General features: G+C 41.1%; 13 protein-coding genes. All 13 read left to right on the plus strand.

Features of this window, described 5'->3' with window-relative positions:
* The first annotated feature begins 177 nt into the window (after positions 1–177).
* The 13 genes from leuS to lipA all read left to right on the plus strand — a co-directional run bounded on the left by leuS (position 178) and on the right by lipA (position 12,885).
* Entirely contained in the window at positions 178–2,766 is a 2,589-nt protein-coding gene (leuS, locus tag I6E70_RS19240; protein ID WP_165721391.1) for a leucine--tRNA ligase, read from the plus strand.
* Between the two features lies 1 nt (position 2,767).
* Complete coding sequence (locus I6E70_RS19245; protein ID WP_010554703.1) at positions 2,768–3,259, plus strand: LPS-assembly lipoprotein LptE; 492 nt, start codon at positions 2,768–2,770, stop codon at positions 3,257–3,259.
* Positions 3,259–4,296, plus strand: coding sequence for a DNA polymerase III subunit delta (holA, locus tag I6E70_RS19250; protein ID WP_010554702.1), 1,038 nt, complete (start codon positions 3,259–3,261; stop codon positions 4,294–4,296). Before I6E70_RS19245 ends, holA begins: the two co-directional genes overlap by 1 nt.
* A 21-nt stretch (positions 4,297–4,317) precedes the next feature.
* Positions 4,318–4,953 (plus strand): nicotinate-nucleotide adenylyltransferase, encoded by a 636-nt coding sequence (nadD, locus tag I6E70_RS19255; RefSeq protein ID WP_024609291.1) that lies wholly within the window; start codon positions 4,318–4,320, stop codon positions 4,951–4,953.
* A 55-nt stretch (positions 4,954–5,008) separates the two neighbouring features.
* A complete protein-coding gene (gene rsfS, locus I6E70_RS19260) occupies positions 5,009–5,326 on the plus strand; it encodes a ribosome silencing factor (protein WP_007585564.1) in 318 nt (105 codons plus the stop codon).
* Positions 5,327–5,363: 37 nt separating this feature from the next.
* Positions 5,364–5,834, plus strand: a complete 471-nt coding sequence (gene rlmH, locus I6E70_RS19265) for a 23S rRNA (pseudouridine(1915)-N(3))-methyltransferase RlmH (protein WP_197189401.1) — start codon at positions 5,364–5,366, stop codon at positions 5,832–5,834.
* Between the two features lie 9 nt (positions 5,835–5,843).
* The gene (gene mrdA / locus I6E70_RS19270) at positions 5,844–7,712 is read left to right on the plus strand and encodes a penicillin-binding protein 2 (RefSeq protein WP_197184272.1); all 1,869 of its coding nucleotides are present in this window, start codon (positions 5,844–5,846) and stop codon (positions 7,710–7,712) included.
* Positions 7,709–8,815: a rod shape-determining protein RodA gene (gene rodA / locus I6E70_RS19275; RefSeq protein WP_007585558.1), complete on the plus strand. Its 1,107-nt coding sequence runs from the start codon at positions 7,709–7,711 to the stop codon at positions 8,813–8,815. Before mrdA ends, rodA begins: the two co-directional genes overlap by 4 nt.
* Positions 8,815–9,579: a septal ring lytic transglycosylase RlpA family protein gene (locus I6E70_RS19280; protein ID WP_197189402.1), complete on the plus strand. Its 765-nt coding sequence runs from the start codon at positions 8,815–8,817 to the stop codon at positions 9,577–9,579. The genes rodA and I6E70_RS19280 overlap by 1 nt, the downstream gene beginning before the upstream one ends.
* Before the next feature lie 53 nt (positions 9,580–9,632).
* Positions 9,633–10,796, plus strand: a complete 1,164-nt coding sequence (locus I6E70_RS19285) for a serine hydrolase (RefSeq protein ID WP_010554697.1) — start codon at positions 9,633–9,635, stop codon at positions 10,794–10,796.
* Between the two features lie 175 nt (positions 10,797–10,971).
* Complete coding sequence (gene ybeD / locus I6E70_RS19290) at positions 10,972–11,250, plus strand: DUF493 family protein YbeD (protein WP_002958517.1); 279 nt, start codon at positions 10,972–10,974, stop codon at positions 11,248–11,250.
* A 19-nt stretch (positions 11,251–11,269) separates the two neighbouring features.
* Positions 11,270–11,923, plus strand: a complete 654-nt coding sequence (gene lipB / locus I6E70_RS19295; protein ID WP_010554695.1) for a lipoyl(octanoyl) transferase LipB — start codon at positions 11,270–11,272, stop codon at positions 11,921–11,923.
* A complete protein-coding gene (gene lipA, locus I6E70_RS19300; RefSeq protein WP_002958515.1) occupies positions 11,920–12,885 on the plus strand; it encodes a lipoyl synthase in 966 nt (321 codons plus the stop codon). Before lipB ends, lipA begins: the two co-directional genes overlap by 4 nt.
* Positions 12,886–13,073: the final 188 nt, after the last annotated feature.

The raw sequence follows: 13,073 nt of genomic DNA on the forward strand, positions 1-13,073 counted from the left end.
GCTGTTAAATCAGTCTGTAACTTATGCCTTTAGCTAACCACACTATAAAAAGGCAGGTTAACCTGCACTGAAAGTTACAATTTAATAAAAGCATGTTTTTGACGCTGTGAATAGTGTTTTATTTGGGGTATCCTAACGGCAATTTTTTATTAGTTTGCAAGAAGTCTGGAACCATAGATGCAAGAGCAATATAACCCGCAAGATATAGAGTCAAAAGTACAAAGCTACTGGGAAGAAAACCAGGTATTTAAAGTCACTGAAGATGAGAGCAAAGAAAAGTATTACTGCCTTTCTATGTTCCCTTATCCGAGTGGTCGACTGCATATGGGTCATGTGCGTAACTACACCATTGGTGATGTTGTTTCTCGTTTCCAGCGCCTGCAAGGCAAAAACGTAATGCAACCTATGGGTTGGGATGCGTTTGGTTTACCTGCAGAAAACGCTGCTATTAAAAACAAAACAGCACCAGCTAAGTGGACATACGAAAATATTGATTACATGCGTACTCAACTTAAGCAATTAGGTTTTGGTTATGACTGGGATCGCGAAATTGCGACATGTCATCCAGAATACTACAAGTGGGAGCAGTGGTTTTTCACTAAGCTTTACGAAAAAGGCCTAGTGTATAAAAAAATGTCGACAGTTAACTGGGATCCAGTAGATCAAACAGTACTCGCTAACGAGCAAGTTATTGACGGTCGCGGTTGGCGTTCAGGCGCTGTGGTTGAGCAAAAAGAAATTCCACAGTGGTTTATTAAAATTACCGACTACGCACAAGAGCTACTTGACGATTTAGACAAGTTAGAAGATTGGCCAGAGCAAGTTAAAACAATGCAGCGCAACTGGATTGGCCGCTCTGAAGGGTGTGATATTGAATTTAAACGCACCGATAACGATGAAACATTTAGCGTATACACAACTCGTCCAGATACCTTTATGGGTGTTACGTATGTTGCTGTTGCTGGTGGTCACCCTATTGCGCAAGAAGCCGCTAAAAATAGCGATGCTATTGCAATGTTTGTTGAAGAATGCAAAAACACCAAAGTTGCCGAAGCAGACATGGCAACAATGGAGAAAAAAGGCATAGCAACAGGCTTTTACGCCACTCACCCATTAACGGGCGAGCAAGTACCAATTTGGGTTGCTAACTTTGTATTAATGCATTATGGCTCAGGCGCTGTAATGGCAGTACCTGCACACGATCAACGCGACTTTGAGTTTGCAACAGCGTACGGCCTAGATATAAAACAAGTCATTGCGCCTGCTGAAGGTTCAGATCTTGAAGTAAACCTAAAAGAATCAGCATTTACCGATAAAGGCGTACTTGTAAATTCGGGTGAATTTAACGGCCTTGATTTTGAAGCTGGTTTTAAAGCTATTGCCGATAAATTAGAAGCACTCGGTGTTGGTGAGCGTAAAGTAAACTTCCGCCTGCGTGACTGGGGTGTGAGCCGTCAGCGCTATTGGGGTTCTCCAATTCCAATGCTTAGCGATGAAGATGGTAAAGAACTTGCTGCAACAGAAGATATGCTACCAGTTCGCTTACCAGAAGATGTGGTAATGAACGGTGTAACTTCACCACTTAAAGCAGACCCAGAGTGGGCTAAAACAACAGTTAATGGCGCACCTGCGTTTCACGAAACGGATACGTTTGACACCTTTATGGAATCGTCTTGGTATTACGCACGCTACTGTAGCCCACGCTACGATGAAGGCATGCTAGACCCAGCGGCTGCTAACTACTGGTTGCCAGTAAACCAATACATTGGTGGTATTGAGCATGCAATTTTACATTTATTGTACTCACGCTTTTTCCATAAATTATTACGTGACTTTGGTTTAGTTAATTCAGACGAGCCGTTTGACCGCTTACTTTGTCAAGGTATGGTACTTGCTGAAACATTTTATCGTAAAGATGAAAAAGGCGGCGACATTTGGATTTCGCCAACTGATGTAAATACCGAAACCGACGAAAAAGGCCGCGTTACTAAAGCATGGCACAAGGAAGACGGCGAGCCGGTATTCTCATCAGGCATGAGCAAAATGTCTAAGTCTAAAAACAATGGTATAGACCCACAACATGTAATTGCCCAGTATGGTGCAGATACAGTGCGTTTATTCATGATGTTTACAGCACCACCAGAGCAAACGCTTGAATGGTCAGACTCAGGCGTTGAAGGCGCGCATCGTTTCTTAAAACGTGTATGGAAATACGCGGTAGACGTTAAAACAGTAGGTTACCAAGCACTTGATAAATCAGCGCTAACTAACCCGCAAAAAGTACTACGTCGCGACTTACACAAAGCAATTGCTAAAGTGACTGATGATGTTGAACGTCGTCAAACCTTTAACACCGCTATTGCAGCCATTATGGAGCTTTCTAATAAGTTATTAAAAGCACCACTGAGCGACAAACAAGATGTAGCGATTGCTAACGAAGCACTTGAAGCATTAGTTATTATGCTTGCACCTATTACTCCGCATTTATCGCATGAGCTTTGGAAAGAGCTTGGTAAAAAAGGCGAGATTTTAGATGCTGCATGGCCAAAAGTTGACGAGTCTGCACTTGTTGAAGATGAAAAACTAATCATCGTACAAGTAAACGGCAAGCTTCGCGCTAAGTTAACAGTGGCTGCTGATGCAACTCAAGAGCAAGTAGAAGCCCTTGCGTTTGCAGAATCTAACGTAACTAAATTTACTGATGGCTCAACCATTCGTAAAATCATTTACGTACCAGGCAAGCTACTTAACGTGGTAGCTAACTAATATGGCTGCATTTAACGCCATTAAAAATGGACTAGCCTTAGTGCTAGTCTGTTTTTTGTTATCAAGCTGTGGCTTTCATTTAAAAAAAGCCTCTAGCCTGCCTGATAACTTAAAACAGCTAACACTTGTAGGTGATGACGAAAAATCGACTTTATTCACTGAACTTAAAAAAGAGCTTAAAGCGAGTAACGTAGAGTTAGTATCGTCAGCTAAAGATAAAGCCCAATTGTATTTACGCAAAGAAAGCATTGAACGCCAAACACTTTCGCTGTTCCAAAACGGCCAAGTTGCTGAATACGAGCTCGCTTATGGCGTATCGTATGTAGTTAAACGCCCTGGTGAAAAAGCGATAGAAAAACGTTTTGAGCTTTATCGTAATTACCAAGACGATCCGGATCATGCATTAGCAAAAGCAAAAGAGCTTGAGCTACTTATTAGCGAAATTCGTGAGCAAGCCAGTCGTCGTATTGTTAGAGAGCTGTCGCAACTATAATGCGCTGCTACGCTAATCAACTACCGAGTGAATTAAATAAAGGGCTAAAGCCCTTTTATTTAGTATTTGGAGAAGAGCCTTTTCAAGAAGCGCAGTGCGTACAACAAATTCGCGACAGTGCTAAGCAACAAGGTTTTGATGAAGTAATTAAGTTTACTTTAATGCAAGGATTCGATTGGCAAGAAATTATAGCCCAGTACCAAAGTATGTCGCTGTTTAGCGCCCGCACTATTATTGAGCTTGATTTAAACCAACAAAAGCCAGGCGTTATTGGCAGCAACACCTTTAAAAAAGTAGTTGAGCTGGTTAATCCCGATACTATTTTAATTGTTAAAGGCGCTAAAGCCAGCCAAGAAGTACAACGTGGAGCATGGTTTAAAGCTCTTGATAAGCAAGGTGTATTTGTACCTTGCTACCCGCTTACGGGCTCTCATGTAAAACGATGGCTTGATGAGCAATGCCAACGTTTATCACTTAATATGCAAAGCGACGCCAAAGTAAGCTTAATAAATGCCACCGAAGGCAACTTGTTAGCCTGTTTTCAGGAACTTGAGAAGCTCTCGCTGCTGCACGGCAATGCATTAATTACTCAGCAATTAGTAATGCAAGGCCTATTAAACCAAGCCAAATTTGATATTTTTGATTTAAGCGATGCGCTATTAAATGGCCACGCCAAACAAGCTATAAAAGTATTAAACAAACTTGCCAGCGATAACACCGAAGTGGTGAGTATTTTGTGGGCTATAACCAAAGAGCTTAATACACTTATAAGTGTGCAACTTGGTTTATTAAATGGCGAACCTATCGCTAATTTATTTAAACAAAAAGCAATTTGGAAAAACCAACAAGGTCCAGTTCAAAATGCTATTAACCGTTTAAACATGCATACACTAGAACAAATAAACAGTGATGTTGCGTTGTTTGATGCCAGTTACAAGCAAGGTAATTTAATTGCACCTTACCAAGCGCTTGCTCATATTTGTATTAAATTTTGCCAGCCGCTCAACATTCCTATGCCGTGCCACGCGGTTAATTAATAAATAGCTAATGGGTGTTAAATGATCGCAATTTTTGGTGGCACTTTCGACCCAGTCCATTTAGGCCATCTAAATATGGCGCAGCAATGCGTAAATGCGTTTAATTTGGATACGCTTTATTTTATGCCCTGTGCATTACCTGCACATAAAGCAGCTCCGGGTATTAGTACGCAGCACCGAATTAATATGCTCAACGCAGCTATTGCACCTTATCCTCATTTTGAACTCGATTTAAGAGAACTTAATCGAACCGGTCCATCGTATTCGTTGCTGAGCTTACAAGAACTTCGTAAAGAGCACCCCACTACACCTATTTTATTTTTAATTGGTATGGACTCATTTAACAACCTAGATAAATGGTTTGAGTGGAAGGCAATAACGCAGCTTTGCCATATTGTGGTGTACCAGCGCCCTGCTCAACATTGCACTGTAACAGGTGAGCTCAAAAGCTATATGCAACGCGCAAATGCCGGCGAAGTAGCGGCACTTAAACACTCACTTGCAGGTAAACTTTATTTTTTACCGGGCGAAATGCTCGATGCGGCCTCAAGCACCATTCGCGAACAACTGAAAAAAAGTAATAAAAAGAATGAACTATTGCCCGATGCAGTGAGTCATTACATAGAAGTGCATCAGCTCTATCAAATTGATGCTTAAAAACTCCTAGCGTGTTAAAATGCGCGCCATTAAATTTTTAAATTGAGACAAAACCTTGGATTCAAAACAACTACTCGCCTTTGCTATGGACAAAATTGACGATATGAAAGCGCGTGACATCGTTCATATTGACGTTACTGGAACATCAGATATCACAGATTACATGGTAATTTGTTCTGGTACTTCTAAACGCCACGTACAGTCAATTGCCGATCACTTAGCAAAAGAAGCGCGTCATGCAGATTCAGAGCCATTAGGTTATGAAGGTGAAGGCGACGGCGAATGGGCACTGGTTGATTTAGGTGATGTGGTTGTACACGTGATGCAAAACGAAGCACGTAGCTATTACGATCTAGAAAAACTGTGGGGCTAAACGCTCACTCATTTTAGACAATGCTTGGAAGTAATACGTGAAAATACAAATGATTGCTGTTGGTACTAAAATGCCAGCATGGGTAGAAACGGGATTTGCAGAATATCAGCGACGTTTCCCTAAAGATATGGCCCTAGAGTTAATTGAAATTCAAGCCGGAAAACGTGGTAAAAATGCAGATATAAAACGTATTTTACACATTGAAGGTGAAAAAACATTAGCGGCTATTCCAAAAGGCAATCGTATTGTAACGTTAGAGATAACAGGGAAAGCGCTGGATACTCACCAACTTGCTAAAAATATGGAAAAATGGCAACTCGATGGCCGCGATGTAAGTTTACTTATTGGCGGACCTGAAGGACTTGCTCCAGAGTGCATTGCAGCTTCTGAGCAAAAATGGTCGTTATCTAATTTAACATTGCCGCACCCTTTGGTGCGTATAATTGTTGCAGAGAGCCTTTACCGAGGCTGGAGCTTAAATAACAACCATCCTTATCATCGCGAGTAACCCCTTGCCATGCTAAAACATAGACCCACTATTCGTGACCACTCCGCAGAAGCAAACTTATTTGCTAGGCGAGCATTCGTGGGTTTTGTTTTTGTATTAGGATTAGTCGCTGTATTACTTTCTAATCTTTATACTATTCAGGTAGAAGATCACCAAGACTACCAAACCCGCTCCAACGATAACCGCATTAAAGTTATTCCTATTGCACCCAACCGTGGTTTAATTTACGACCGTAACGGTGTGCTACTTGCTGAAAACAAACCTGTTTACAACCTTGAAGTCATCCCCGAAGAGGTAGATGACCTTGACGAATCGCTTGATCAAATAAGTAAAATAATTGCGATTACAGAGCAAGATAAACAAGACTTTTTAAAAGATATAAAACACACCCGTCGTTTTAAATCACAAATATTAAAAGCCCGCTTAGACGAAACAGAAGTGGCGAAATTTTCGGTTAATCAACATAAATTCCCTGGTTTTAGTATTGAGGCACGTCTGGCTCGCTACTACCCATTTGGTGACACGCTAACGCATGCGCTTGGATATGTTGCCAAGCTTAATAGAAAAGAGCTAAACCAATTAGAACAAGAAGATCGTGCAACCAATTACCGTGCTACATATGATATTGGCAAGCTCGGATTAGAAAAATACTATGAAGAAACATTGCACGGTAAAGTGGGCTCACAACGGGTAGAAGTTAATAACCGTGGCCGTGTAATTCGCACTCTAAGCATGACCCAGCCACAACCTGGTAGCGATTTAGTACTTACCTTAGACATTGGCTTGCAACAAATTGCACAGCATGGGCTTAAAGATATGCGTGGCGCTGTTGTAGTTATGGATGCAAAAGATGGTGGCGTGCTGGCACTTTATTCAAACCCAAGTTACGACCCAAATTTATTTGTACACGGCATTAGCAGCAAAAATTATAAAGCGTTACTTAACCAAGACCGTCCGTTAATAAACCGTACTACGCAAGGTCGTTATGCGCCTGCCTCTACAGTAAAGCCCTTAATGGCTGTATTAGCGCTTGAAGAAAATATAGTAAATGAATCAACATCAATGTGGGATCCTGGTTTTTTTCAAATTCCAAATGTTGAACACAAATGGCGAGATTGGAAACGTTGGGGCCATGGTCATGTGGATGTATACAAGGCGATTGAAGAGTCGTGCGATACCTATTTTTACGATGCGGCTTATCGATTAGGCATCACTAAAATCAGTGATTTTATGGCCCGTTTTGGCTACGGCGATTTGTCAGGTATTGATATTCATGAAGAAACTACTGCTATTCTACCTTCAAAAGAATGGAAAGAAGGACGCTTTAAAGAGTCTTGGTGGCGTGGTGATACTATTTCGGTAGGTATTGGTCAAGGTTACTGGACTGCTACACCAATTCAAATTGCAAATGCGACTAACATATTAGTTAATCGTGGTATTAATCATCCACCTCATTTGGTGCAAGTAATAAAAAAAGATAGCGACATAACGCAAATTAACAACGAAGAAAAACCTCCTGTTATTTTAAAAGATCCACGCCATTGGCAGGTATCGTTAGATGCAATGCATAATACAGTTCAAAAAATATCAGGCACAGCGCACAAAGCATTTAAAGGCACTAACTACGACTCGGCTGGTAAAACGGGTACTGCACAGGTAGTTAGTATTGCCCAAGGTGAACGCTACGATGCAGAATCGCTTAAAGAGCGCCAGCGTGACAACACAATTTACGTAGGGTTTGCACCTTACAACGATCCTAAAATTGTGGTTTCTGTTGTATTAGAAAACAACCACGGCGGTATTCAAATTGCTCGCCAACTTATGGATTACTACTTTGCAGCTAATCCAGTTAATCTTGCAAGGAACGATACACCATGACCGCTTTGCACGATAAACGCTCTATTTGGATGCGTATGCATCTAGACCTACCACTGCTTATTGCATTACTCATAATGATGGCTGGTAGCATAATGGTTGTTTACAGCGCAAGCGGCCAAGACTCTTCAATGATGATTAGGCACATGACTCGTATGGGCGGTGCGGTTGTTGCTATGGTTGTTTTGGCCCAGTTTTCCCCTGCCACATTAAAGCGTTTAGTGATCCCACTTTATTGCGTTGGTTTATTAATGCTAGTGGGTGTACTTTTATTTGGCGTAAGCTCAAAAGGCGCACAGCGATGGCTCGATTTAGGGGTGACACGGTTTCAACCTGCAGAATTAATGAAGCTGGCAGTCCCAATGATGGTAGCTTGGTATATAGGGCGAAATCACTTACCTCCTCGGCCAATGCACTTAATTATTGGCTTTATGATTGTAATGCTCCCTACATTATTAATTAAAGAACAACCCGATTTAGGTACCGCTATACTTATTGCAAGTTCAGGTATATTTGTTTTGTTTTTGTCTGGATTAAGTTGGCGTTTAATCGGCTTTTTAAGCTCTATAGTAGCGCTTGCCGCATGGCCATTTTGGCACTACGGTATGCACGATTATCAAAAGCAGCGTGTACTCACCTTTTTAGACCCTGAGAGCGATCCGCTCGGTTCGGGTTATCATATTATTCAATCTAAAATTGCTATTGGCTCAGGCGGTATAGAAGGTAAAGGCTGGCTGCTTGGTACGCAATCGCAATTAGAATTTTTGCCAGAGCGCCACACCGACTTTATATTTTCGGTTTTAAGCGAAGAATTTGGTTTATTTGGCGTATGTGTTTTACTTAGTCTCTATTTATTTATTATTGGCCGTGGTTTATACATTGCTGTTAATGCACAAGATGCATTTGGTAAATTGCTCGCAGGCGCACTCACCCTCACCTTTTTTGTGTACGTATTTGTAAACATAGGCATGGTATCGGGTTTATTACCTGTTGTAGGCGTACCTTTACCACTGATTAGTTATGGTGGTACATCGATGGTGACGTTAATGGCAGGATTTGGCATTATTATGTCAATCGCGACAGATAAAAGGATGCTTTTAAAATAATGCGACACGCAAATCAGTTTATATTTACTACATTATTAATTTTACTTTTAAGTGCTTGTAGTAGCGGCTCAAGTAGCCGTTATAGCATGCGCCATGATGCAGCACCACTTAGAGCCCCGACTACACTTGAGATGCAAGACGCTATAGTTACCGAAGTAACTAAAAGCGCCAGCGCTAGTCGCCCATATACAGTGCTTGGTAAAAGTTATTCACCCATGCTTGATGAAACAGGCTTTAGTGAAGAAGGCATTGCCTCTTGGTATGGTCGTAAATTTCATGGTTATCACACTTCAAATGGTGAAACGTATGATATGTTTGCCATGACCGCAGCGCATAAAACGCTGCCACTACCTAGCTTTGTTAAAGTAACCAATACAGCAAATGGTAAATCGGTAATCGTACGCGTGAACGATCGGGGCCCGTTTCATGACGATAGAATAATTGACCTTTCGTACGCAGCCGCTTACAAGCTTGGCTATTACACCCATGGTACAGCAAAGGTTAAGCTAGAAGCCGTTACGCTTGCGGGCGCAACTGCGCGTCAAACCTATATTCAGGTAGCTGCAGGTAGTACACTTGCTAATATTGAAGCGCTTGCCAGCACATTGCGAGAGCAATACAAATTACCAACAAATATCGTTCAAAAAGACGACATTTACAGACTGCATTTAGGGCCAATAAAAGATACCCCTCATGCAGACGAAGTATTAAAAAAATTAAAACAAAATCAATTTCAAAACGCGTTCTTGCTTTACACTCAGTAAGACCTTTAGAATGGCGTAACGCGAATCTTTAACTTTAACCATTAATGAGTATGATGAAATCTATTAAACATAAAATCCTCAAAGGTGTATGCGGCCTAGTTTGTACAGCCGCCGTATTTTCAGCCAGCGCCCAAATTATTCCGGCACCACCTCAAGTTAATGCAAAAGGTTATTTTTTAGTCGACTTTACAACAGGTAAAGTTATTGCTGAAGGTGAAGCCGATACACAGCTAGCACCTGCAAGTTTAACTAAAATGATGACCAGTTATGTAATTGGTACTGAAATTAAAGCAGGTAATATTGCCACTACCGATATGGTAACGGTAAGCGAAAAAGCATGGGCTAAAAACTTCCCAGAATCTTCAAAGATGTTTATTGAAGTAGGTAAGCAAATTAGTGTTGATCAGCTTAACCACGGTATTATTATCCAATCAGGTAATGATGCATGTGTTGCAATGGCTGAGCATATTGCTGGAAGCGAAAGCGCATTTGCTGATTTAATGAATGCCCATGCTGCTAAATTAGGTATGAGCAACAGCCACTTTATCAACAGCCACGGCCTTGATACTGACGAGCACTTCACAACGCCTCGCGATATGGCGACACTTGGTGCTGCACTTATTCGTGATGTGCCAGATGAATATGCACTTTATAAGCAAAAATCGTTTACTTATAACGGCATTAAGCAATATAACCGTAACTCATTATTGTGGGACGAAAGCTTAGATGTTGACGGTATTAAAACTGGTCATACATCAGAAGCTGGCTACAGCCTAGTTACCTCAGCAACTAAAAACGATATGCGTTTAATTGCTGTTGTTATGGGTACTACCAGCGAACGAGCTCGTAAAGTAGAAAGTAAAAAACTACTTAACTATGGTTTTCGTTTTTATGAAACAATTACTCCGTACAAAGCAGGCGATAGCTTTGCAGAACAACGTATTTGGATGGGTAACAAAGAAAATGTATCTTTAGGTATTTTAGAAGATACACCGATTACTATCCCACGTGGTCAGCATAAAAACCTTAAAGCTAACTTTGAGCTAGATAACACACTTGAAGCACCACTTGCTAAAGGTACTAAAGTAGGTACGTTATTCTTACAACTAGAGGGCGAAGATATTGCTCAATACCCACTAGTAACACTTGAAGAAGTGGAAGAAGGCAGCTTCTTTAGCAAAATTTATGATTACTTACGTTTACAGATCATGCAGTAATTTATAGCTCCCCTATTAACTAGGGTAACTAATTTAAACGTCTCCACTGTGAGGCGTTTTTTTTTGCTTGAAAAATGTTAGAATGCGCCCCATATAAGCAAGACTGCTAATTACCTATCTGTATTAAGCTTCAAGCTTGCATAGAGTCCACACTTTTGTATGAGGAGTCACCGTCGTGGTTCAACCTGTTAAAGATACTAAATTTGATGAGTACCTAGAGTACCCTTGCCCATTTACATTCAGAATAATGGGTTTAGCTAATGTAAACTTAACTGATCAAATTTTAGCTAAGTTACAACCAATAGCACCTGGCGATTACGCCCCTAAAGTAAAACCAAGCAGCAAAGGTAATTACGAGTCAGTAAGCCTTGTAGCAACGGTTACTAGTGGCAAACACATTGAAGAAATTTACAACGTGATCAGCAATATTGATGACGTACGCCACATGCTTTAAGCCATAGTTGAGATTTGTTGTGAACGAAAACACTTTGATCGTACGCCAACTGGGTCGTCAGCGTTATATGCCAATTTGGCAAAAAATGCAGGACTTTACCGACACCCGTGATGAAAATACGCCAGATGAAATTTGGCTTGTAGAGCACGAGAGTGTATTCACCCAAGGTCAGGCTGGTAAGGACGAACACTTACTAGCTCCTGGCGACATTGAGGTGATTAAAGTTGACCGTGGCGGACAAGTAACTTATCACGGCCCTGGCCAGCAAATGATGTATGTATTATTTAATCTACGTCGTTTAAAGATTGGTGTACGTGAATTGGTTACATGGCTTGAAGAGTGCATTATTGAATCACTCGCCGAGTATGGTATTGAAGCTTATGCTAAAGCTGATGCACCCGGTGTTTACGTTAACGACAGCAAAATTGCATCCCTTGGGTTAAGGGTTCGTCGTGGTTGCTCGTTTCATGGCTTAGCATTAAATGTTAACATGGACCTAAGTCCATTTTTACGCATTAACCCATGTGGTTATGCGGGCATGAATATGGTGCAAACTAAAGAATTAGATGGTCCTCAAAACCTAGAAAGTGCAGGTGAAGGATTGGTGAAACACATGATCAAGAAGCTTAATGCAACACAGGTTAAGCATACTGAAGGGTTTGAAAACGAATGAATAAACCAGTCAAAATGGAACCAGGTGTAAAACTACGCGACGCAGAAAAAATGGCGTTGATCCCAGTAAAAGTTTTACCTACAGAAAAAACTGAAATGTTGCGTAAGCCAGAATGGTTAAAAATTCGCTTACCTAAATCAACCGATCGCATTGACGGCATTAAAAAAGCGCTACGTAAGCATGGCTTACACTCGGTATGTGAAGAGGCTTCGTGCCCTAACCTATCTGAATGTTTTAACCACGGTACAGCTACCTTTATGATTTTAGGTGCTATTTGTACTCGTCGTTGCCCATTTTGTGATGTTGCTCATGGTCGCCCATTAAAACCTGATGCCACTGAACCTGAAAAGCTAGCACTTACTATTAAAGATATGAAGCTAAGCTACGTTGTAATCACTTCAGTTGATCGTGATGATTTACGTGATGGTGGTGCACAGCATTTTGCCGATTGTATTCGCGAGATTCGTAAACATAACCCAACTATTACTATCGAAATTTTAGTACCTGATTTTCGTGGTCGTATGGACCGCGCACTAGAGATATTAATCGAGACGCCACCAGATGTGTTTAACCACAATCTTGAAACTGCGCCACGTTTATACAAACTAGCTCGCCCAGGTGCTGACTACAAATGGTCATTAGAATTACTTCGCCGCTTTAAAGAAGCTCACCCAGAAGTAAAAACTAAATCAGGCTTAATGGTAGGTTTAGGTGAAGAAATTAGCGAAATTGAAGAAGTGCTTCGCGATTTACGTGCACACAACGTTGACATGCTAACTGTAGGCCAATATCTACAACCATCTAAGCATCACTTACCGGTTAAACGCTACGTGCCACCAGTAGAGTTTGACGGCTTAAAAGCGTATGCAGACGAAATTGGCTTTACTCACGCGGCTTCTGGCCCGTTTGTGCGTTCAAGCTACCATGCTGATCAACAAGCAGCGGGTAAAGAAGTGAAGTAATCACTTTTCTCAAAAAATTAAAAAAGCCGTTAATAATGCATAATTATTAACGGCTTTTTCATGCTAATTGTCTCGTCCTGAAATGTGTTTACACATTTAGGATTTATTATGACCAAGTCAAATAATACACCGATCAAACGAACACAACGAGATTATTCATTAGGCTTTAAATTACAAGTTGTCGACGC

Origin of the sequence: Pseudoalteromonas sp. NGC95, assembly GCF_015864705.1 — a bacterium.
GTDB classification, from domain to species: Bacteria; Pseudomonadota; Gammaproteobacteria; order Enterobacterales; family Alteromonadaceae; genus Pseudoalteromonas; species Pseudoalteromonas arctica.

Excerpts from the sequence above, each read along its gene's own strand:
- leuS (WP_165721391.1), top strand. The coding sequence starts at position 178 with ATGCAAGAGCAATATAACCCGCAAGATATAGAGTCAAAAGTACAAAGC.
- I6E70_RS19245 (WP_010554703.1), top strand. The coding sequence starts at position 2,768 with ATGGCTGCATTTAACGCCATTAAAAATGGACTAGCCTTAGTGCTAGTC.
- holA (WP_010554702.1), top strand. The coding sequence starts at position 3,259 with ATGCGCTGCTACGCTAATCAACTACCGAGTGAATTAAATAAAGGGCTA.
- nadD (WP_024609291.1), top strand. The coding sequence starts at position 4,318 with ATGATCGCAATTTTTGGTGGCACTTTCGACCCAGTCCATTTAGGCCAT.
- mrdA (WP_197184272.1), top strand. The coding sequence starts at position 5,844 with ATGCTAAAACATAGACCCACTATTCGTGACCACTCCGCAGAAGCAAAC.
- rodA (WP_007585558.1), top strand. The coding sequence starts at position 7,709 with ATGACCGCTTTGCACGATAAACGCTCTATTTGGATGCGTATGCATCTA.
- I6E70_RS19280 (WP_197189402.1), top strand. The coding sequence starts at position 8,815 with ATGCGACACGCAAATCAGTTTATATTTACTACATTATTAATTTTACTT.
- I6E70_RS19285 (WP_010554697.1), top strand. The coding sequence starts at position 9,633 with ATGAAATCTATTAAACATAAAATCCTCAAAGGTGTATGCGGCCTAGTT.
- lipA (WP_002958515.1), top strand. The coding sequence starts at position 11,920 with ATGAATAAACCAGTCAAAATGGAACCAGGTGTAAAACTACGCGACGCA.